16 protein-coding genes are annotated in these 22,159 nt (G+C 70.5%); 6 read left to right on the top strand and 10 right to left on the bottom strand.

What is annotated here, in order from left to right; genetic code table 11:
• Window positions 1–170: 170 nt before the first annotated feature.
• From tatA to DDW44_RS00325, 9 genes are all read right to left on the bottom strand, one after another.
• Window positions 171–470 carry a Sec-independent protein translocase subunit TatA gene (gene tatA / locus DDW44_RS00365; RefSeq protein WP_108905154.1) on the bottom strand — a complete coding sequence of 100 codons (300 nt, stop codon included), beginning with the start codon at window positions 468–470 and terminating at the stop codon, window positions 171–173.
• Between the two features lie 88 nt (window positions 471–558).
• The gene (locus DDW44_RS00360; RefSeq protein ID WP_108905153.1) at window positions 559–4,572 is read right to left on the bottom strand and encodes a hypothetical protein; all 4,014 of its coding nucleotides are present in this window, start codon (window positions 4,570–4,572) and stop codon (window positions 559–561) included.
• A gap of 1 nt (window position 4,573) precedes the next feature.
• A complete protein-coding gene (locus DDW44_RS00355; protein ID WP_244223933.1) occupies window positions 4,574–8,035 on the bottom strand; it encodes a hypothetical protein in 3,462 nt (1,153 codons plus the stop codon).
• Window positions 8,036–8,241: 206 nt separating this feature from the next.
• Entirely contained in the window at window positions 8,242–8,556 is a 315-nt protein-coding gene (locus tag DDW44_RS00350; protein WP_240800492.1) for a hypothetical protein, read from the bottom strand.
• A gap of 518 nt (window positions 8,557–9,074) precedes the next feature.
• A complete protein-coding gene (locus DDW44_RS00345; RefSeq protein WP_208648033.1) occupies window positions 9,075–9,560 on the bottom strand; it encodes a hypothetical protein in 486 nt (161 codons plus the stop codon).
• Window positions 9,561–10,199: 639 nt separating this feature from the next.
• A complete protein-coding gene (locus DDW44_RS00335) occupies window positions 10,200–11,576 on the bottom strand; it encodes an aminotransferase family protein (RefSeq protein WP_108905151.1) in 1,377 nt (458 codons plus the stop codon).
• Window positions 11,577–11,654: 78 nt separating this feature from the next.
• Entirely contained in the window at window positions 11,655–11,807 is a 153-nt protein-coding gene (locus tag DDW44_RS31870) for a hypothetical protein (RefSeq protein ID WP_017946927.1), read from the bottom strand.
• A gap of 147 nt (window positions 11,808–11,954) precedes the next feature.
• A complete protein-coding gene (locus DDW44_RS00330) occupies window positions 11,955–12,812 on the bottom strand; it encodes a hypothetical protein (RefSeq protein ID WP_108905150.1) in 858 nt (285 codons plus the stop codon).
• Entirely contained in the window at window positions 12,812–13,663 is an 852-nt protein-coding gene (locus DDW44_RS00325; RefSeq protein ID WP_108905149.1) for an MbnB/TglH/ChrH family RiPP precursor modification enzyme, read from the bottom strand. The genes DDW44_RS00330 and DDW44_RS00325 overlap by 1 nt, the downstream gene beginning before the upstream one ends.
• Before the next feature lie 941 nt (window positions 13,664–14,604).
• Between DDW44_RS00325 and lxmK the strand changes: the two genes are divergently transcribed.
• The 6 genes from lxmK to DDW44_RS00300 all read left to right on the top strand — a co-directional run bounded on the left by lxmK (window position 14,605) and on the right by DDW44_RS00300 (window position 21,462).
• Window positions 14,605–15,636: a class V lanthionine synthetase subunit LxmK gene (lxmK, locus tag DDW44_RS00320; protein ID WP_240800491.1), complete on the top strand. Its 1,032-nt coding sequence runs from the start codon at window positions 14,605–14,607 to the stop codon at window positions 15,634–15,636.
• Window positions 15,636–16,616, top strand: a complete 981-nt coding sequence (locus tag DDW44_RS00315; protein ID WP_208647922.1) for a T3SS effector HopA1 family protein — start codon at window positions 15,636–15,638, stop codon at window positions 16,614–16,616. Before lxmK ends, DDW44_RS00315 begins: the two co-directional genes overlap by 1 nt.
• A gap of 86 nt (window positions 16,617–16,702) precedes the next feature.
• Window positions 16,703–16,879, top strand: coding sequence for an LxmA leader domain family RiPP (locus DDW44_RS31865; protein ID WP_017946921.1), 177 nt, complete (start codon window positions 16,703–16,705; stop codon window positions 16,877–16,879).
• Between the two features lie 442 nt (window positions 16,880–17,321).
• Window positions 17,322–17,969 (top strand): response regulator transcription factor, encoded by a 648-nt coding sequence (locus DDW44_RS00310; RefSeq protein WP_108905147.1) that lies wholly within the window; start codon window positions 17,322–17,324, stop codon window positions 17,967–17,969.
• Window positions 17,970–18,501: 532 nt separating this feature from the next.
• Window positions 18,502–19,722, top strand: coding sequence for a sensor histidine kinase (locus DDW44_RS00305; protein WP_108905146.1), 1,221 nt, complete (start codon window positions 18,502–18,504; stop codon window positions 19,720–19,722).
• A 453-nt stretch (window positions 19,723–20,175) separates the two neighbouring features.
• On the top strand, window positions 20,176–21,462 hold the full coding sequence (locus DDW44_RS00300) for an MFS transporter (protein WP_108905145.1): 1,287 nt from the start codon (window positions 20,176–20,178) through the stop codon (window positions 21,460–21,462).
• A gap of 11 nt (window positions 21,463–21,473) precedes the next feature.
• Here DDW44_RS00300 and DDW44_RS00295 read toward each other — a convergent pair whose 3' ends face one another.
• Entirely contained in the window at window positions 21,474–22,085 is a 612-nt protein-coding gene (locus DDW44_RS00295) for a TetR/AcrR family transcriptional regulator (protein ID WP_017946914.1), read from the bottom strand.
• Window positions 22,086–22,159: the final 74 nt, after the last annotated feature.

The raw sequence follows: 22,159 nt of genomic DNA, 5'->3' as shown, positions 1-22,159 counted from the left end.
GGTGACGTCCTCGCTGACGTCTTCGCTGACGCCATCGGTGACATCGCCGCCGACGCCCCCGCTGACGCCATCGGTGAGGCCACCGGTGACGTCTTCGGGGGAGGCCTTCGCCGGCGCCCGGGCCTGACGCCGGCTGTCCGACGCCCATCGCGGCGTCGGCCCCCTCCGCGTCATGCCACAAGATCGTCCTGGCTGTGGCCGCCGTCTGCGGAGCGCGTCCCGGTGGGCTGCTCGGTGGGCTTCCCGGAGGGCTCGGCCCGGGCGGACGGCAGGGCGCTCTGCCCGTGCGGCCGGACGGGATCGTCGGGTACGTCGGGGGCGTCGGATCTCATGGCTCTGGCCTCGCTCTTGAGGATGCGGGCCGACCTGCCCAGAGAGCGCGCGATCTCAGGGAGCTTCCTCGCGCCGAACAGCAGGAAGACAACGAGGACGACGAGAAGCATTTCGGCGGGACCGATATGGGGGAGCATGGTGTTCCAGCCTCCTTGCCGGTGAAATGGCCCGCACCTCCCCTGGAGCCGCCCGCCCGGCGGCTCCAGGGGAGGTGCGGGCAGGCGGTCAGACGGGCAGTGTGGCGAGGTAGACGGTGCGCTTGGACATGATGTCGGTGCCGCGCCCGGGGGCGATCGGGTTGGGCACGGTCAGGCCCGTGGGGTGGGTCTCCAGTTCACGCAGCGTCAGGCGCAGCGACTCGGCAGGCGTGTCCGCCGGCAGGGTGACCGTGCCGGTCCATGTCACGAGGTTCCCCCCGCCGACCGAGGACGTCAGCGTCCGTGGCGGGTCGGAGACCGGCTGCCACCTCAGGTCGGGGTCGCTCACCCCGGGTGTCGCCCGTTCCACCTGGACCTGGAGGACGGACGGGCCCGAGGCTGCGGCCGTGGCGGTGTAGGACCGGCCGGTCACGGTCACCGTCCGCGAGGCGCCGGTGCCGCTGACGGTCGCGGTGCGCTCCGGGGCGATCTGCGCGAAGCCCGCCGTCACCACCGGGGAGAGGTGGCATCCGCCGATCGAGGCGGACTGGTACCTCGCGAAGGCCAGCCGGATGAAGGGGAAGTAGGAGGTGTGCCGCTCGCCTCGCGGAAGGGTCACCTCGATGTCGGCGTACCACAGACCGCGGCCGGCATCGTAGGCGACGTCGTACCCGACGGCGTTGACCTGCGCCCCTCCCGCCTCGGCCAGGGGCAGGTCGAAGCCGGTGAGGGGAGCGCCGGGGAAGGACGTGTTGGTGGGCGTCGCGGGCAACTCCCCGGTGGCGAACGCCGGGTCGCGGCCCCACATGGTCACATAGGGTTCGAGCCGGGGCGAGGGGTCGGCCGTATCGCCCTTCCACAGCACGATCCCCAGCCGCTCGTCGGGGCCGGAGGACCACCAGGGCCGTTCCAGGTAGACCCGCAGCCCTCCCTTGCGGACGGTCTGCTGTCCGGTGCGGTTCCACGAGAACGTCGGCACGATCGAATGGATCCGGGGAGCGGCCGGGCGGGCGGTGCTGTGCACGATCCGGGCGCCGAGGGCGGCGGAGGTCCTGGTGGTCGTGGGCGGCACATAGCTCATGACCAGCGTGCCGTTCTCCGGCATGCTGCCACCCGCGGTGCGCAGGACGGTCCTGCCGCCCGGGTCCAGCAGATAGTCGCCGTCCGCGGTCTGCGGGTCGGTGGCGCTCGCCGGGGCGGGCTGCAGAAGGTCGCCGGTGGCCCTGTCGCGGATCTTGATGCCGGCGGGCTCGGCGTCGACGGTGTAGGACGCCTTGCCGCCGGTCAGGGCGAGTTCGGTCTCGGCCCGGAAGTACTCGGTGAAGGGACTGGTGGCGACTGCCCGGTAGACGACGCGCCGGTGGCGGGTGTCACCGAACTCGTGGCGGACGTCGAAGGGCAGGGCGTCGGGGCCGGGCGAGGCTCCCTGCGCCCGCTCCACCCGGAGCGTGGCCACCGGGGCGCGGAAGATCCTGGCGGACTCGGGTGCGGGGCCTCCGGGGCCCTCGTCGACGGGCATGCTCCACTCACCCACCAGGTCGACCGTGCCGGTGCTCTTGCGGCTGATGTCCACGGCCCCGTGCAGACGTGCCCACGTAGACGACGCGCCCCCGGCCCGGTCGGCGCTGAGGGCCGTGACGGTGGGAGCCTTGAGCGGGGTGCGCACGGCGTGGACGAGGGTGAGCTCCCGGTGGGGCGTGAACATCGTGTGGCGTCCCCCGGCGATCAGGCTCCGCAGCGCGGCGAGGTCCGTACCGGGTGCGGACCGGGCGGCCCAGTCCCGGATCCACTCCCACACGCCCATGAGGTCGACGTCGCCGTCGTCGAAGCGGCTGCTCACGCGCAGCGTGTAGACGTCGCCCGGCGCGAGGCGGACTTCCAGGAGGCGGTTCTTCTCGTCCCGCGTCCAGCCGGCGGTGCCGCCCCGGGTGAGCCTGATCCGCCAGGCCCGATGGGTGGGCCAGTCACCGGAGGACGCCTCGAACGGCAGCGTGCTGGAGTTGCCGGCGGCGTCGGGCAGGCCGGTCACCAGGATCCGGCGTGCCAGGGGGTCGGGAAGGTACGGCACGGGCAGCGAGTCGGTGTCGTAGTAGAACGACTCCTCGTACGGGGCGGGTTCCGCACGCGCCGCCGCGAGTTGCTCCAGGGTCGCCGCGTCCCGCGTCGTGATCATGTCGTACACGTCGCGCATGGGGCGGCCCGCGCCGGTGGCGTCGAAGCAGCCGTGCTGCTCCGCCATCAGCTGGGAGGTACGCGGGGGTACCAGGTGGCGAACGGACTCCTGCCCGGTGGTGTCCGATCCGGTGGTGCTTCGGATGACGAGGCGTTCCAGGCCCTCGGCCTGGGTGCGGGGCTGGCGCAGCAGCACCTCGGGCGGGTTGACGGGTTCGAAGCGCCGATGCACCACGGTGGCGGTCCGCAGTTCGTCCCGGTCCTCCAGCTCGCCGGTCGCCGGGGGGCGGCTGTTTCCGGCCAGGTCGACCACGCGGGCCCGCAGCCGGTAGGAGTGGCCGAACCTGAGCCGCGGCAGGCTGCCCGGCGGTACGCCGAAGTCGCCGACGAAGGGGAAGTCCTCGCGCACCGCCGGCTTCACCCGGTGGGGGCTGCCGTCGGGCCCGACCACCGCACCGGGGCGGACGTTGCCGAGGCTCCATCCGGTCCACTGGACCAGTTGCTCCTGCAGGTACAGATCGGTGTCCCCGGGCACTCCCGAACCGGTGGGCGCGGTGGTGACCACTCCTTCCTCGGTCACCGCGACGGCGGTGCCGGGGCCGTCGGCGAGGAAACGGTAGTGGCCGGTGCGCCCCATCAGCGTGCGCCAGGCGGTGTCGGCGGTGTCCCGCACGTCCCACCGGTATCCCTGGACGAGGTCGTCCAGGTAGAGCTGGAGCGTTCCGGCCCTCTTGTCGCCGGTCTTGGTGAACGCGGTGTCGTTCAGCTCCTCGCCGCGGGCGAGCCCCCGGGCCAGGCCGGACGCCCGTCCCGTACGGGCCACCGCGAACCCTGCGGTACGCAGCGCGGGCAGCGGATGCCCGTCCGCGACGTCGCGGGCCCGCGCGACGTTGTCGGCGAACTGCCGGGCCAGTAGCGCGGCTCCGTCGATGTCCACCGGGATGGTGAGGAAGGAGCCGGAGCGGCCCAGGCAGAGCAGACCGCGGTCCCAGTCGGCGGTGTTGGGGTCGCGTGGACGCGCCTCGAAGCGGTTGCCGCCGATCAGGCACGCCGTATGGGGGGTGACGTCCACGTCGACGGGAGTGCCCAGGGCCGGGTTCCACTTCGGGGTCACGGTGACCCAGCCGTTCCTGACCGGCCCTTGCAGCAGCGCCAGGACCCGGGGGTCGGTGATGCGCAGATCCACCACCAGGCCCAGCATGCGCTGCAGCGCCGGGTACTGCCGCGTCGTGGCGACCGCCTGATGGAAGTCGAACTCGGGTTCCGGCAGCGGCGGCAGGGTACCGCTGCCGCTCGGGCGGCGCCGGTGGAACCGGGTCAGCTGGAGGAAGCTGCGGGCGATGCCGTCCGCGCCGGTGTCGCCGGCGTCGTAGGGGATGGCCCAGTCGGCGGGTGTGGAGTTCGCGCCGGTGTCGAAGTGCTCCTCCAGTCGGCCGGCCAGCAGCCCTCGGCGTTTGGCGCCGCCCGCGTCCGCCTCGAAGCCGAGGGGTCCGAAGGCGCCGCTGCCGACCAGCTCGGCACGGCTGGGGTGCTCGTCGGGCGAGAGGGCGCCGAACCTGCCCCAGCGGCCGGCGACGAAGCCGAGCAGATGGGCCGTGGGGTACGAGCGGATCCGTCTGCGGGTCGCCCCGGCGGCGACGTGCCCGCGCACGGTCGTCTTGGGGGTGAACAGGGCGCGCCATCTGGCGGAGTCGGGGGTGGAGACCCGTACCGCTTCGACGGGTGCCCCGGTGATGCCCAGATCGGGGAATCCGACGGCGAACGACATACCGGACACGATCCTCGGCCAGTCGGACCAGTCGGGGAACGCCGACAGCGGCTGTGACGCCCCGTCCGTCCGGAGCCGGGGCGCGATCAGCACCGACAGGCGGACGGCTCCCGGGGCGGCGCCCGCCGGAAGAGCGGTCCAGGTGATGGTCTGGAATGGCATGTCAGGCTCCCACGGGGGCGAAGGCGGCGCAGTACTGGTCGAGCCATTCCTGCCGGGTGAGGGTGTCGCCGAAGGACATCCGGGCGGTTCCCGCGGCGGCCGGCGCTGCGGCGAGTGCGCTGCGGGCACCGGAGCGGCGGTCGGCCCGGGCGGAGGCGCCGTCGCTGCGGCCCGACCCCTTGATCAGCTCGCGCCGCACGGTGTAGCTGTTGGAGAAGCTGAAGAAGAACAGGTCGACCGAGACGCTCACGGTCGCCTCGCCGACCAGCCGCTCGGGCGTGTCGTAGTAGCTCAGGGCGAGGTAGGCGACGAGGGACAGCGTGACCAGCCCCAGGACGCTGACGGCACCGGAGAACTGCAGATAGGCGGTGAGCTCGCAGGCCTGGTCGCCGTTCTCGGCGGACTCGACGGAGAAGTAGACGCCGGCCTTGGCCTCGACGGCACCACTGACGACGCTGCCGATGGCGAAGGAGTAGGAGGCCTTCACCTCGAAGGAGAACTCCAGCATCTCCACGCCGCCCAAACCGAGTTCCACGGCGGCGAATCCGCCGCCGCCGAGGAACGAGAGGACCACGGAGAAGGGCTTGTCCCGGGAACTGAAGGCGAAGCGCACCCGGATCGGCTTGCCGTCGAAGGGGATCACGACGCCCGCGTAGACCGACAGCCCGGTCAGCGCGAACGCGCCGAGCTGGATCTCGGGGACGGCGAAGGTCCTGTTGAGCGCCACGCCCTGGGGTGACACATCGACATACCGGTCGCCCTGGCCCGCGCTCGGATGCTCGTCCGCGGCCGCCGCAGCGGCGGCGGGCGCCCCGGCGGCCCTTCGGAAGGACGCCGTCCGGGCCGAGCTGCCGCCGCCGGTGGGCGGACCCGTCGGAGGCTCCCAGCCGAGGAAGGTGCAGTACCGGGAGAGCGCGTCGACGAACTTCAGGGCACCGTGGTACGAGACCGTGCGGATGTCGCAGTCGACCTCCGTCTTCGCGTCCTTGCGCTCCACGAACCGGAAGCGGGCGACGTCGAGGGTGACGAAGCGAGTGGCGCCGGTGCCCCACAGATTGATGGTGAAGTTCTTCAGCTCTCCCTTGACCACACGGTCGACCACCTCGGTCGGCGCGTCCGTCCGCGAGGTCACGCGAGTGTCGACCGTCAGGCACTTCTTCGGGTCCGCGGGGACGAACAGGTTGACGCCGGACGGCCACGCCCGCAGTTCGGGGGTCGTCTTCGACCGCAGCTCGGTCATGACCGGCCGCCCGTCGGCGTCCGCTTCCTGCCGCGCGGTCAACTCGAAGGCCTGCTCGGGGTTGGGCGTGGCGCCCTGGGGCTTCAGCAGGTCCTTCAGCTCGAGCCCTCCGGCGAGCCTGGCCTCGGAGCGCGGATACATCTTCCGCGGGTCGAAGAGGTTGCGGGCGGCGTCATGGGCGTCACCCGCCACCGGTCCGCGCGACCTGGAGACGCCGGCGATCGCGAACACCGCGGTGACCACGCCGCCCGACCGGTCGGCGGGGAAGCCGACCTGGACCGGGTCGACGCCCGGGGTGGCGGCCAGGAACACCTCTCCGGGGTTCTGGGCACCGAACCCGCCCAGCACATAGCTGCTTCCCGCGGCGTCGTGGTAGGAGAAGGTGCCGGGACCCGGATCGTCGCCGCTCAGTTCCCGCACCACCGGCAGAGTGGCCGTCAGCCGGTCCAGCGCCGGGTAGAACGGCGCCCGCCCCGCGTCGACCATGGCCGCCGTGTCCGCACCGGACCGCGGTGCCTCGCCCGTGAACACCATCGACTCCACCGGCAGTTCGGTGTCACCCGGGTGCGCGCCGGGCTGCGCCAGCGCGACCGTACGGCCGCCGAATCCGGCCGTACGCAGGGGGTCGTCGGTGTGGTAGGCCGCGTGCAGTGCCTGCAGATGCGCGGAACTGCGCGCCCCGGCGTCCGACACGAAGACCAGCGGCGCGACGAAGTCGACGTCCCTGCCGGCCCAGTCGGTGCCCCGCAGATGGAACCGGTACGCGCTGCCGCCGACCCGCGGCACATACGAGTTGCCGGCCGGCCCTCCGCCGACGTACCCGGTGGCGGGCTCCAGGGGAGGAGTCCGGGCGGTCAGCAACCGCACCCGCCGGAAGGGGAACCTGCGGCCGGCGTTGCGCACGTCGGCGTCGTCCGAGTAGGACCTCACCGGCTGACGGACGACGAGGATCAGGCGCTTGCGAAGGAAGGCGGCGCGCGCCTCGCTCGACGCGCTCGGGCGTTGCGACGTGCGCTCCGTCAGGCTCAGCACGGCGGCCCGGTGACCGAACGGATACAGGAAACCGGTGCTCACGACCCGCACATGGTGATCCCGCCCGAGGGCTCCCCGGTGCGTCCACTCCCGCGTCGTGCTGCTGTAGTTCGCGGTGACGACCGGGTCCCATTCGCCGCGCATGTCGTAGCCGGCTCCCAGCGCACCCAGGGCGAGCCGCTCGACCTCGATGGGGGCGGGACCGCGTCCGCCGACCGTACGGAGGGAGTAGTCACCGGAGAGCCGCACGATGTCGTAGCGGTCGCGCGGTACGAGAGCGGTGCGCAGCCCGTCGGTCGTGTCCCCGGTGGGGACCGATGCCGGAGTGGTGAGCCAGTTCTCGAAGCCCGGGTCACTCGCCCAGACCGCCCGGACGAACGGCTCGGCATCGGGTGCCTCGGCCACCCGCCAGTCCCCGTCCTCCTGACGCTCCCTGACCCCCAGACGGGTCTCCCAGACCTCGGTCCACGAGCCGTGCGTGACGGGGTCCGCGCTGTGCGCCCAGCCTCCGCTCTCGGCCGGGGAGAGCTGAAGCCGCCACGGCAGCTCCAGGGACGTCTCCGTGGAGTCGGGCCGGCGCGGCAGGCTCCGGAAGGTGCCGGGCGCCGTACGAGGCAGGGCGTTGGGCACCAGTCGCGGAGTGAAGCGGGCCCAGTCCAACAGTTCGTCGACCGTGAAGTCGAGCGGCAGGACACCGGTGACGTCGAAGGCCAGCCGGCTGGTCCCGGAGATCCGCGTGGGCACGGGAGCCGCGGTGGGCGGCTCGTTGCCGCCGCCGGACGCCTCCAGGAACGCCCTCTCGGTGACGGCCTGCGGGCCGAAGTGGACGACGACGAAGGCTGCAAGGGCCTCGTCGACCCGGACCAGTCGGGCCTGGCCGCCACCGGTCTCGACCGAGCAGTTCCACAGGGCGAGCGTCAAATCGACCATGTCGGACTGGCGCACCAGCGACACCACACGCACGGGCCCGTCCGCGGCGGTGGGTTCTCCGAGGAGGTCCTCCCGCGGGCGTCCCCCCAGACCTGCCTGCGAGACCGCCAGCAGCACGCCGGCCGCCCCGGCGGCGGCGATCACACCGCGCCGGGTCACTCCGCTCCCTCGGTCCGCCGGTCCCGCCTCGCCCCGCGCGGACTCCTCCCGAGCCGCCTCCGACGGCCGCTGCCGGTCCTCCGCCGATTCCCCCTGTGACACCGATCTCTCCCCTCATCCCTACGGCAAAGGGCTGCCCGCGTTCCACGGACGCCCTCTCGGAACATGTGTGCTGCGTGTCCTGCCGCGCGGCCCTCGCCGGGCAGGCCGGACGATCCGCCGGCAGCGCCCGGACGGCGCCGCGGCAGACGCGTCCACCGGTGGGGCGGACGCACCTGCCGCGGCCGGGTTCCTGCCGGATCAGCGGATCAGTACTCCACGATCCGCACCGACTCCACGCCGAAGGCGCAGGAGTCCGTCCACTTGGTGACCGTTCCGTCGGTCCACCCTCCGGCACTGACGGAATACAGCGGGCTCCAGGCACATTCGGCCCGGACGACCCATCGTCCGGTTCCGGTGCAGGTGCCCCAGCCCTTGTTGCCCCAGACACCGGTCGTGCAGTTCATGTGGTACACGGGTGTCGCCGCCGAGGCGGCCGGCGCCGCCAGGACCCCCAGCCCGGTGGTGACCAGGGCGAGCGCTCCGACGAGGGACACCTTCTTCAACCGTGATCGCAAGGTCATGTGGATCCGTTCCTCGATGTCGACATCGATGCCGTGGCCGATGCCGACGTGACGTCAGTGACCCGTGAAAACTACGAGCTGCCGCCGATCACGGTCGTGAGCATGTGCTACTCACTCGTCCCGCCCCGGCTTGCGCACGGACTCTCGAGGTCGTGTGATGCGAACACCGGACAGCGACCGCTCATGACCCCGGCGCCGTCGCCGTCGCCGTCGCCGTCGCCGTGTGAGGCTGCGTCGGATGCCGGCCGCAGCAGGGCGTACGCGCATGGCGACTCCGCACCATCGCAGAGCCGTCGAGACCGGAAACATCAGCAGCGCGGGCCTGCCGACCGCCTCACCACCGACGACGAGTGCGGCGTAGCCACCGGCCACCCGCGTGGCCGTGAGCTCGGCCTCGTGGCGCCCCCGCCGCGGCGGATGACCCGGGTCGCCTCGCCGCACGGAGGCCGCGGCGCCCGATCACCGCTCGCCGAACGCCCGACGGCCGCGCCGGTCCCGTCGGTCGGTCGCCCTGGCCGTCAAGGGCGGGACGGGTCTGCCAGGAGAACGACTCGGTCCTCCTCGACATTGAAGCCGAGCATTGGATGCCCGCAGTCGCCTTCCGGGTACATCAGCACCGGCTTGCCCAGCCGCCGTCCGATCTCCCGAAGGAAGCCGCAGAACGCGTCAAGCCGCTCCTGGCCCTGCAACTCCCGCAGATCGACGTCGAAGTCGACTTCATCGTCGGCATGGAAGCGGAAGATCGCGAGCACATCGTCCGCCGGCCAGACCCGCAGGTTCGGGCACTCGGCGTCCGCCGGGCGGGACAGCACGGCCTCCGCCGCGGGTACCGGAAGCACCGACTCACCCTCGGTGTAGTGAGACTTCCAGCCCTTCTCCGCGACGAGATCGAGAACCGCCTGCCAGTCCGCCACCGAGGCGTTCGGAACACACACGTCCGGCAACGTTCCCATCGCCTCCGGGTCGAAGAAGGAACTCACGTCGTCCCACAGCAGATCAGCCACCCCGCCATGCTGCCCCGCCGACCGGCCCAGCGCACCCCGGTAAGCCGTACCCGGAGTGCCCTGCCGCGCAGGAGCGCAGCTGCTTTCGGTCCGCGGCGGGGCCCCGAAGCTGCGGGCCGCGCCGGAAGAGCACGGCACCGGCTCCATGGGAGCGATCGTCACGACGTGTGGATGAGCTGAAGGAAAATCGGGTTGCCGTCCCCGCGTGCAGGCCGAACGATTGCGCCTTGTGACGACTGCTGATGAGAAGCCGCTGTTCGATGCCGCCAGGCCGGCCGTGTTGGTGACGGGCGTCGGCCGGTCCATCGGAATCGGTGCCGGGATCGCACGCCATCGGGCCTGGGCGGACTCCAGGAGGTCGAACACCATCGCGAGGTCTGCAGCCCGAGTGCCGACTCCGCGGGTGACGCTCGAGTGCGCCCGGCCGAGACGGACCTTCGGGTGCACCCGTCGGCCGACACATGGACGAAGTCCCGGTCGGACCGGTCCCGCTCCTGGAAGGCGTCGTGGTCGTCGCTCCACTGCCTCGTCAGGCGGGTCACGGTCGCGGGCGGCAGCCCGGCCGTGCCGCCCGGAAGCCGCTTCAGCGCGGGCCGGAGGGCGCGACCCCGGTCACGCTCGCCCACGGACTTCTCGCCGTCATCCGGGCCGACGCACACTCCCGCCCTCCCTCTCGGTCACGGCCCTTGGGGAGCGCGCACGCCCCAGAGCGCGGACTTCCGCGGTGATGACGTCGATGGTGTGTTGTGCCTGTGCGTCGGTGATGACCAAGGGGGGCGTGAGGCAGATGTTGTGGGGGGAGTTGCGCAGAAGAACGCCCGATGCGGCTGCGCGGGCGGGAAGATCGCGAGCAGCGGCTGCCGCGTGGGGGGTGAGCTCCACGGCCAGCATCAGTCCGGTGCCGCGTACCTCTTCGACCCAGGGGAGTTCTTCCAGGGGTTCGAGCTGCCGGAGCAGGTGCGTACCCAGCTTGGCGGCCCGGTCGGTGAGGTGCTCCTGCTCGATGACGTCGAGGTTGGCGAGCGCTACGGCGGCCGCGGCGGCGTGGCCGCCGAAGGTGAAACCGTGGGGCAGCCGTGTTCCGTGCAGCATGTCGATGACGGCGTCACTGAACAGGACCGCGCCCATGGGGACGTAGCCGCTGGTGAGTGCCTTGGCGGTCACCATGATGTCGGGCTCGATGCCCTGTTGCGGGCAGGCGAACCAATCTCCCGTGCGGCCGTAGCCGGTGGCGACTTCGTCGGCGATCAGCAGAATCCGGTGCCGTTTGAGCACCTGCTGGAGACGGGGCCAGTATCCGGGGGGCGCAGGGATCATTCCACTGACGCCGAGAACGGGCTCGCCGATGAACGCGGCGATGCGCTCACCGCCGATCGCCGCGATCGTCCGCTCCAGTTCGTTGATCAGCATGTCCGTGGCATCGGGGCCCAGCGGCCTGGCGTGGGGCAGGGACAGCGGAACGCTCTGCTGCCGCGATCCCCTCAGCCCGAGGTGGAAGGCGTCGATGTCCGTCACGGCCAACGCCCCCGCGGTCGTCCCGTGGTAGGCCCCCTTGCGGGTGAGGATCAATGTGCGCTCGGACGCGCCGGTGCTGAAGTGGGCGATGCGGACGAACTTCAGTGCTGTTTCCACCCCTTCGCTTCCGCCGCTGGTGTAGAAGGTCTTCGAGAGCCCGATCGGCGCGATGGCCCGCAGACGGTCGGCGAGGCTGATGGCCGGTTCGCTGACGCTTCCCGCGAACATGGGGAAGGAGGCGAGGCGCTGCATCTGCAGGGCGGCGGCCTGGACCAGTTGTGGGTGGCCGTATCCGACCGCGCACTGGCCGAGCCCGGCCGTGGCATCGATGTACTGGCGGCCGCTGCCGTCCCACAGCAGTGCGCCGCGTCCGCCGACCATGCACCGGGGGCTGGCGGGGCCGCCCACCACCGTGTTCGGCAGGAGCAGCGACGAGACGTCGCCGGTGACGGCGTCGGCCGATGCGCGGGAGCGACGGCGGCGGCTGGTTCGAGGGTCCATGGCAGAGCTCCGGTCGATGTGGTGCCGGGGAGTGGGTCGGCCGCCGGCCGTAGGCGGTAGCCGGCGACCGACCCCCGTTCAGCGGCGCTCGCGCGGCGAGACCGTGAAGCACTTGTGGCAGATCGCGTCCTGCCGGTGGATGCCGACATCGTCGGTGGAGAGGTGAGGGACGGCCTCGAACTCGAGCAGTTCCTCCACCGGCGCCTTCCGGGCGAGAGTTGCATCGGACATGGTGTTCTCCTTCTCAAGACGGTGACGCCGCTGGTGCGGTGCCACAGGGAACCGGCTCGTTCTCGGGCCGGGCTTCGCGCTCGGGTGGGAACGGCGGTGCTCCCATGCGAGGCGCGAGATCGAGGGGCGGGGTGGTCCGGGGCGGCGTCATCGGGAGCACGCCGCCCCGCCCGTACCGGCGGCGCCGCTCTCCGGCCGGGATCGGTGCCGGAAAGGGATCACCACACCGCCGTCGGCGAGCTGCTGCAGCGTGGCCATCGCCGCACCGGTTTCGATCCCGGAAGCATCAGCCACCTCACGACCGGTCCTGGTCCCGTCGCACAGGCTCAGCAGGAGCCCCGTCCCCGCGCCGATCCGGTGGATCTGGGGCGGCTGTTTCCACCTGCGGCGCAGCACCACCTGAACGGGCTGCCCGGGCAGGTTCCGCGGTGCGCCCACGGCGGTGATGTCATGGTCGTAGATGCCCAGACGTACCGTCGCCGACAGGCTGAGACGGCCGTGGGCGACCTGCTCCGAGCCGACCGCGCGGCTCCCCGGTGCGCCGCGACCCGCGCGCGCCCAGTTCCTCGCGGCCTCGGCCGCTGCCGGGTCATGCACAAGCCGGTTGCTCAGGAGCTCGAACCGGCCGAACTGCACGAGCCCTTCCGGTACCTGCCCGTCCATCGAAGCCAGGAACGTGTCGCCCAGCGCGAACCACCCGGCCTCCTTGTCGACGAACGGCCGGCGCACGGTGCGGCGTACGAATTCCTCCACTACGGCGCCATGGCGGGCGTCTGCCTCTGCGACCGTGCGCGGCAAGGCACACTCCAGCGCGATGCGCAGCTTGGCACTCACCTCATCGGCGGTCACCCGCCATCCGGCGTGGGCCGCGGCGGCGAGCAGCATGTCAGTCTCCACCTGCGACAGCCGGTGACGATCCCGTACCGACCGCGGATGCTCGCGCAGTTCGGCCAGCGCGACTGCCGGCGTGGCCAGAACCTCGGCCAGCGCTTCCCGGACACCCATCACACCACCCCCGCACGGGTACCGGGCGCCCCGAGCAGGACCGCGCGGGCCCGGTCGAGGTCGGCCTGCAGTTCCGCGAAGTCCTCGGGGAACAGCGCATCCCGCTCCAGCAGCGTCGTGCGAACAGGAGCCCGCTTCACCAGCTCACTCAGCAGCGTCCACACCTGCTCGGGCACCGGAGCGGCATGCGTGTCCAGCGCCATGGCGCCGGCCGGGTCGTCCTCGCCGCCTGCCAGATGGACCTGGACAACGCGCTCCAGCGGGATGGAGTCCAGGAACTCTTCCGGGCTGTAGCCGTGATTGCGTGCGTTGACGTCCAGGTTGGTCAGGTCGAGCAGCAAGCCGCACTCGCAGTGCTCCATCACCTCGGTGATGAACTGCGCCTCCGTCAAAGGTGCAGGCAAGTCCAGGTAGTAGGTGATGTTCTCCAGCAGGAGGGGGACACCGACGGCCTCTTGCGCGGCCTGGGCGCGGTGGCCCACCTCACGGGCCACCTCCCGCGCGCGAGGCAGGGGAACGAGGGTACCCAGTGCCACGTCACCGGCTCGCGTGAAGGACAAGTGGTCACTGAACCATGGCGCTCCGACGTCCGCGACAAGCTGGGCAAGGGCGTCGAGATACCGGCCGGCGGTCTCCTCGGGCGCCCCGAGCGAGAGCTCCACACCGTGCGGCACGATCGGGCAGCGGCGCCGCAGGTCCAGCAAGGTCTCCCGCTGGTCACCCGGCTCGAAGAGGTAGTGCTCGGTGATGACCTCGAGCCAGTCGATCCGGTCGCTGTGATCCCCGATGGCTGCGGCCAGCTCAGGGCGGTAACCGAGGCCGGAGCCCAGGCAGGGAAGTCCAGACAACATCACAACTCCACTCGGCGACAATGGGTAGCAGCGGCAGAACGTGCTGGTCAGGGCCACTACGAGGGGCGCGCCGTGCTCGTCCCGCTGCTCTGCCCCCAACGCTAGGCACCTGGCGGGCCCATGCGTTCATACGACCGGCCACTGCACGGGAGGAAGGAGCCGTCCCCTGACCGGTGAGCGCGGCTCTCCCGGATGCGCGGTCACCTCACCCCACCGGGGTTCCGGCCACCCGCCGGGCCCCGGTACCGCAGCCGGTGTCGTCACGGTGGGTGGTCTCGTCGGCGGTGGTCGCTGATCCGGGCTCGTGTCCGGTGGCGGCGTCAGCGGCTGTTCCCGTACGGGGCGAGCCTGGCCCACGTTGCCGACGGGGGCCAGGACGATCCGCTCCCGCCATGAGGCGGATCTCATGCGGGAGCGAACCGCACAGCAGGCCTGCCGTTCGGGCTCGGCGCGGGTACGGGCTGCCCCGCGATCCCCGTGGGCCGTCGCGCGGCGTCCGATGCGATGCAGCGCGAGACGGGGAGTCCTCCTCCTACCGAGTGTGTTCGGGCAAGCGGGTACGGTCACCGCCGAGCCGGACGGTCATGGACCGGGCACGTCGTGGGTCGGGTCGCCATGGGGGTTCACCACCGGGAGACCTGTCCGTCTCACCCAGGCCGCCACCCCAGGGCGTCCAGCCCCTCGCGGCATGAGCTCCTCGAGGCGTAAGCGGGCTCGTATGCGCGGCCCGCACCGGCCTCACCCGTGCGTACGCGTCCGGAGACGAGGCGGGGCACGGGGCCGATCGGGGGACAGGGCCGTCCTCCGCCGGACCCACCGGCCGACGGATATCCGGCACGGGTGAATTCGGGCACTTTTGATTTGCAAGGCTTTACAGCGCATAGGTATTGGAGCGGCATATGTCAGTCGTTGCGGAGTTCTCTCCCTCTGACCTGAAGGCTGTGCCCGAGATCGGATCCGTGATGGAGCGGCACGGTTGGGGCTCCCTGACATCCGACGTGGTGGCATTTCCGGGCCGCAATGACAACTGGGCAGGAACGACCTCCGCGGGGATCGGGGTCTTCGTGAAGAAGATCGACGGTCCTGACGCGGCTGCGCGGTTTCGCCGGGCGCTGTCATTCGCCGGAATGGGCCAGGCGGCGGCGAAAATCGCCTCTCCTGCGTGCCTCGCATCTGACGAGGCCACTCGTGTGCTGGTCTTCGAGCTCCTGGAGGGAGCCCGCAACGGAAACACCCTGGAGCAGGACGGGTTGTTCACCCAGGCCCTGGCGGGCGAGGCGGGTCGGATGGTCGGCAGGCTGCACCGCATGCCCGTGGCGGACGGAACCCTGGACACGACGGTTCCTTCCTGGCCGCGCTTGGGCGGGCTGCAGGCTCTGACCATGGGCGAATTCGCTTCTCGTTCCGGCGCGCAGCTGGAGCTGTTCGGGCTCCTGCAGAAGGACGCGCCTCTGGTGAGCGCCATCGCAGGGTTGGGTGAGCTCTCCCGGCAGGTGTGCCGAGTTCCCACACACTGCGATCTGCGTCTTGACCAGTTTCTGATACACCAAGGGAAGCTCTACCTGGCCGACTGGGAAGAGCTGCGCGTGGAGGACCCTGCGCGGGACGTGGGGGCCTTCCTCGGAGAGTGGGTTGCCCGTTCCGTTCATGCCATCGGGCACACCGCCCAGGTGACCGCGGAGGCGATCATCTCCTCGGGCGTTCGAGAACTCGAGAGCAGGCGCCCTTTCCTGCAGGCGTTCTGGAGCGGCTACCAGGAGACAGGAGAGGTCACCGATCCCGGCCTGGCTCCCAGGTCCGCCGCGTTCGCCGGCTGGCACCTGCTGGATCGCGTCCTGGCAGCGAGCACCGAGCGCGCACGACTGAGCGCGCTGGACCGCGCAGGGATCGGTATCGCCCGCAGGCTGCTGTGCTCACCCGACCTCTTCTGTGACGTTCTGGGACTGCCCGTTGCCCCGAAGGGAGCACGCTGATGACCTCCATATGCCCCCACGGACGGCTGTCGGCGCGGCTGTGCGAGAGCCTGGAAGACGTCCGCATCCAGCCGGGTCGTCGATGGAGTGCGACCGTGCGGGACCGGACGATCACGCAGGAAAGCGCCGCGGCGCTTCGCGCACCGCTGATCCGCACGCTGTACGACGTACTGCACGCAGGTCGCCGGGAAGACACCTCAAGGAGCAGGTCGCTGCGCGACGCGCGCTTGGAAGCGCAGTTCGCCGACGCCACCCCGCACCGCACCACCATCGCCCAGGCACGCATCGTCGAGGCCGCAAACGGCCCGCGAGAGGCAATCGTGGAAGTCTCCGGCGTACGCGTCTCGGCTCCCGCCGGAACGATCGGTGGCCCCGAAGGGGCATCGAGGGCCGGCGCCACGGTAACCGTCGCACTTCCCGCCGCCCGCCCCGCGGTGTCCCCGGGATTCTTCCTCGCCGACGGCTCCCTCGGCCGGCCCGGACACTCGCCGCTCCTGCGCGTGTACGTCAACATCGCCGACCCCGACAACGCTCCGGCTGCCTGGCATCAGGCTCTGAGCCGGCTGGAGGAGAAGCGGATACGCTACCGCGCCAAGATCCTCTCCACTCCCCGGTCGTACCCGCGCACCGACTCCATGGTGATCTACCTCGGCGCAGACGCGTGGCACCTCGCGGCGGACCTGCCGCGGATGCTGGGGAGACTGCCCGGCACGGGCTCGGCCACGTCGGTCTTCGCTCGTCAGCTCGCGCCCGGAATCGCCATGGCCTGGGAACCGGCAGACGACCGGCTCGGCCACACGCACCTGAGCTACGGCCAACACCGGTCCGCCGCCCTCACCGACGCACTCATCCGCCATGCGGACACCCAGGGCACACCATCCCTGGACGCCCTGGTCCATGAAGCCCTCATCGAGGCCGGTGTCGATCCGCTCGCACCGGAACGCAACACCGACTCTCCGGAACTGGAACTCGCCCGATGACAAGGACGCTCTCTGCCTGCCGATCACCGCCCTGGTCTGCGTTCCCCCCAACCCACTCGATCCATCAAGGACTAAGGAAGATCATCATGAACATTCGGGACCTTTTCGCCGGTTACAGCGCTCATGTCGATGCGGAGGAGATCGCTGCTGAAGTCGCGCTTGCGGGCGGGGACTTCGATGCGGGTGTCACTGGCCTCATCACTGGTGTCACCGGTCTGAACGGTGCGGTCACGGGCGTGGACGCGGCCATCACCATGCGGTAGTCGGCTCTGCCGGTCGGCTGTCTGCGGGCGGAGCCGCGATGTGCGGCTCCGCCCGCAACCCATGCAACGTCCGGCCTCGCCGCACCCCGGAGAACCGCACCCGCGCCGAGGGCGCCCGGCACCGGCCCTGGACCCGTCACATCATCACCACTCCCGCACGGCCCCCCAGCCTTGCCGTCCCAGCGCGCAGCACCACCCACCCGGGGCAGCTGAACCGGCACCCACCCGATGCGGAACTCGGGCCACCGGCCCGGCTCGCCCCCAGTCGCAGAAGGTGAATCCGCCCACCGACCTCGCGGCGAAACTCCATGCATGATCGAGCCGAATATCCTGCGCGATCTTCCAGGCCCATGTGCTCGCCGGGCGAAGAATTCTTCGAAGCGCGCCGGCGTTTTCAGAGGCGTAAGGTGGGTGTGCGGTTCACCTGCCCAGGGAGTGACCGATGAGAGACTCCGAGTCACGGGTCCGGGTGGTCGTTGCCGATGATCACCCGGTGTTCAGAGACGGTATGGTCCGCGCCTTGAACAGCACCGGCTATACCGAGGTGGTGGCGGCGGTAGGGGACGGCTGGGCCGCGCTGGAAGCAATTCGTGAGCACAGCCCGGATGTGGCTCTCCTGGACTACCGGATGCCCTCCATCGACGGACTTGGAGTGGCTCACGCCGTACAGCGGGACGACCTCCCCACCAGAATGCTCATCCTCTCCGCATTCACCGAGAGCTCGGCCGTGTACGAGGCTTTGCGGGAAGGGGCCTCCGGTTACATCAGCAAGGACGCCAGTCGCGACGAAATCGTGTCAGCGGTTCTCTCCTGCGCGAAGGGGGAGTGCGTGCTGCCGCCGGATCTCGTCCCCGGGCTGGCGTCGGAGGTCAGGCAGCGCGCTCAATCGGACGCTCCTGTTCTGAGTGAACGGGAGGGCCAGGTGCTGCGCATGATCGCTGAAGGGCAATCGGTCCCGACCATGGCAAAGAATCTGTTTCTCGCGCCTACGACGGTCAAGACGCATGTGCAGCGACTCTACGAGAAGCTCGGTGTTTCGGACCGGGGCGCAGCAGTGGCCGAGGCCATGCGGCGAGGCATGCTCGAATGAGGAGACCACCGGCGGCCGGCAGGTTGCCGATGGGTTGTCGACATGCCAGGTGCGGTGGCCGATCCACCGGGTGGCTGGACACGGGGGAAGTCTGCATGGCCCGGCAGACGGCACAACGTTCCGACGGGCGCTCGTCGGTCAAGGCGTTCTCCGCACAGTCCCCCGGAGCGGCCGCAGGAGGACGCTTGACGTGCCGTCGAGCGCGACGTCCAAACGGTCAGGGCGTGAGACCCGTCTCGGCGTCCGTCTCGACGCATTCCGCCCGGCTGCACCGCCACGGCAACCCGGTGCCGTCATTCCCGCGCGGACAACGCAGTTGCCTCGCCTGCGGCATGACACTCAAGGCTGCGCCGACCGTTCTGGCCCCTCACCCGTGTCCAGGATCCCGGGTCGGGTTCGGCATCACACCGGCGCTGGTGAACGTGATCGCCATGCCACACACTGAGAACCAAGCCACACGCTGAGAACCAAGCCACACGCTGAGAACCAAGCCACACACTGAGAACGCGGTGTCCCTCGTAGGGAGTCCCGGATGGCCCTGCTCACCAAGTTTCTGCGGACGACACTCGCTGACCCGGCAGGCGGCATGGGTTTCGCGGCTGCCCCGTACCAACGGCGCGCACAGATCACCCAGGGAATTCTGCGACTCATCATCGTGGTCGACGTGTTCGCCGACCTCTTCTATCCACCGACCGAGAACTTTGCGATATCGTTCGTCATCATCTTCGGTTACGCCGTGTGGAGCGTCGCGCTTCTGTTTGCGAACACCAGGAGGTGGCACACGAGTACCGCGATATGGATCGCATTCCTGATCGACCTCACCACGGTGACGACCCTCACGGCGATCACGGGTGGTTTCACGGACCCCCAAGTCCAGCCTCACAACATATTCCTTCTTGTGCCCATCCTCGCGGCCTTCCAATACCGTCCGGCAGTGACCGTGGCCGCCACGGTGGCGTCGGCTGCGTCCTTCGTGGTCGGGGTGGCCATCGGCCAAAGCGGCAGTAACCCGGAATGGGAGCACACGCTGCTCTTCAGCCAGGTCATCTTGATAGTCGGTGCCGCTTGCGTACTCCTCTCATGGATTCAGCGGGATCATATGCTGAACATCGTTCGGCTGGCCGAGGATCGAAGCGCCCTGGTCGCCCGCGTCATGTCGGCGGAGGACCGAGAGCGCGGCGCACTGGCGGAGGCATTGCACGATGGTGCCCTGCAGAACATCCTCGCGGCACGCCAAGATCTTGACGAACTGCTGAAAGACCCCGGTGCTGCGGAGAATCTCGGCCGTACCCGCAGGACTCTCACGGATACCGTCGAGCAGCTCCGTACCTCGGTCAGCACGCTGCATCCGGCGGTCCTCGAGAATATCGGCCTGGCGCCCGCCCTGAGGGCCCTCATCGCGGAAACGGCTGAGCGAGGGGGATTCTCCGCGACCTTCGATTGCCGGATCAAGGGAACCGGAACGGCGGATCACCTGCTGTATCGAACGGCAAGGGAACTGCTCATGAACGTCGTGAAGCACGCCCGCGCCGGAAAGGTATCCGTGCGGATCTGGATGAACGGCGGAATGGTGCACCTCGAGGTCGCCGACGACGGTGTGGGAATGTCCCGGGGCGCACTGGAAAAGAGTGTGGCCGAAGGGCATATCGGTCTGGCCTCGCATCGCATCAGGATCGAAGAGGCCGGAGGTCGATTCGACATTCGCTCGAACGCCCCCACGGGTACGGTCGTCTCCGTCAGTCTTCCCTGCTGATCCTCTCGACCGTCCGGCTCACGAGCGCGCAGGCCCGTACACGCCGGGCTCGATGGCCGCGCATGCCCCCACTCGCCCGCGCGGTGCGACAGGCATCCGCAGAGTACGTGCTCCTGGACGGCACCCGCCCTCCCACCGGTGGACGCCGGATTCCTCCGGCCGGTCCTCCGGTCGGACTCTCCACCGCGGTGTGGATGCCTTGCAGCATGGAGGGAACGTCCCGAAGCCATCCGGACGGCGAGTGAGGCGGACGAGCGCGCTGCCTCCTGTCCGAGCGGGCCGTGCGACGGCCGCTCCGTGCGGGCCCACGGGTGACGACCGCACCGGACACACCCCCATTGATCTGCGGCTTCCTTGCACGTTGTGCCCACAGTGACGACCGCGGGGGCCGTACTCTCCCGGATCCGGCCGCCTTCGTACGCTCCCGCACCGCATCGTCCGCCCAGGAGAGCCATGGCCATCACCCACCTTCCCGCCACCGCCGTACCGGCCTCCACCGGCCCGTCCACCCGCACCGTCGTCGCCGCGCTGATCGGCGGGACCGCGCTGCTGAAGGCGGGAGGCTTCGCCTGGAACTTCCTGGGCTTCTACATCTCCGACGGGGCCGGACACGGTACGACCGCGGCCGGCACCGGCCTGACCCTCTTCGGCATCGGCTGGTGCATCGGACAGGCGTGCTCGGGAGCGCTGACCGACCGGCTCGGCCAGCGCACCGCCCTGACGATTCTGATGGCCGTTTCCGCGCTCGCCTGCTTCGCGCTCGCTCTCACCCGCTCCCTGCCCGCGCTGATGGCCGTCTCCGTCCTGCTGGGATTCAGCATGGAGGTCCACCGCCCGGCCGTCTCCGCTCAGATCAACGACACCATCAGCAGCGAGGCCGGCCGTACCCGCGCCCAGGGCTGGATCTACTGGTCGATGAACGTCGGCATCGCCGTCTGCGGCGGTCTCGGGGGCTTCCTCGCCCACCATTACGGCTACCAGGCGCTCTTCATCGCCAACGGCATCGTCTGTGTGGCGTTCGCGCTCATCGCCCGCCGCGTCCTGACCCCTCGCCCGCACGCGGCCACCGTGCCCGCAACGGTCACCTACCGGCAGGTTCTGTCCGACCCGAGCCTGCGCTGGATCAGCGTGGCCGCGGTCGGCACCATGATCTGCGCCTACGGACTCGTCAGCGTCCTGCCGCTGTTGATGGCCGGCGACCTCCCACCCACGACCTACGGCGTCGCCATGATCGCCAACGCCGTCGCCGTCCTCGTCCTGAGTCCTCCGCTGATGCGGTTCCTGGTCGGCGGCAACGAGCAGATGCGGTTCCCCCTCGTCTCCGTCCTGGCCGCGGGCAGCCTCATCCTCGGCGCCGGCATGGCCTTCGCGGCACTGCAGCACACCCTGCCCGGCTACGCCACCGCCGCCGTCCTGATCGTCCCCGGCGAGATCTGCTACAGCGTGGCCGTCGGCGCCTACATCTCCAAGGCCGCACCCGCCGGAGCGACAGGCCGCTACCAGGCCGTCCTCAGCGGAGCATCCGCCGTGGCCTCCCTGCCTCCGCTGGGTATCGCCCTGGCCCTGGAACTCGGCGGCCGCCCGCTGGTCGCCGCCCTGCTGTCCGCGAGCGGAGTGACCGCGGCCGCGGCCTGCCTCCCACTCGCCCGCGCCCTGCGAAGCCGCGGGACGGGCCGCCTCACGCGGGCCCCGGCCCCGAATCCCGGACCAGGTCCCCACGGCTCGGGCCTAAGGAGCTGACGGTCCGTCCGTCACACCGCCGGGAACTCGGGAGCGACTCCGAGCGTCCGCGCGACCGTGCCCCAGATCGACGCCTGGGCCGTGTCCAGGCCGACCCTGGGGTCCGCCAGCATCAGCCGGATCCCGTAGCCGTCGCACAGCGCGAGCAGCAGGGTGCTCGTCGCGTCGACGTCGCAGGGGGCGAACTCCCCGGAGTCGACGCCCCGCCTCAGCGCGCCGGTGACCCAGTCGTGGAGCTGGTCGTACAGGTCGACGGCGAGGCGCTGGGCCGTCTCGTCGCGCAGCGCACGCACCCACAGCTCCTGCCAGAGCCGCCAGTCCTGCCGCAGCTCGGGGTCGGTGGGGAGCAGGGCGCGCAGGATGCGCGCGAGGATCACCGCGGCGGGAACCGAGCCCGCGTCCTTCTCCAGCTCGGTACCGGTCTGGGCGAACGAGTGCGTCATGGCCTCGGCGAACAGCTTCTCGCGGGTGTCGAAGTGGTAGTGCAGCAGCGCGGTCGACACCCCGGCGCGCTCGGCCACCATCCGCATGCGGATCTTCTCGAAGCCGACCTCGGCGATCACTTCGCACGCGGCGGAGAGGATCCGCACCCGGGTCTCTCGGGTGCGTTCGGCCTTGGTCACGTGTGTGCTCCCCGGTTCGGTCGTTGCCGGTGCTGACGGTGCGGGACGACCCGTCCCGCCGCGGTCCATCTTGG

The organism is Streptomyces tirandamycinicus, assembly GCF_003097515.1.
Classification (GTDB): Bacteria; Actinomycetota; Actinomycetes; order Streptomycetales; family Streptomycetaceae; genus Streptomyces; species Streptomyces tirandamycinicus.
Note: the sequence above shows the minus strand (reverse complement) of the source record. Positions and strands in the feature narration are given on the sequence as shown.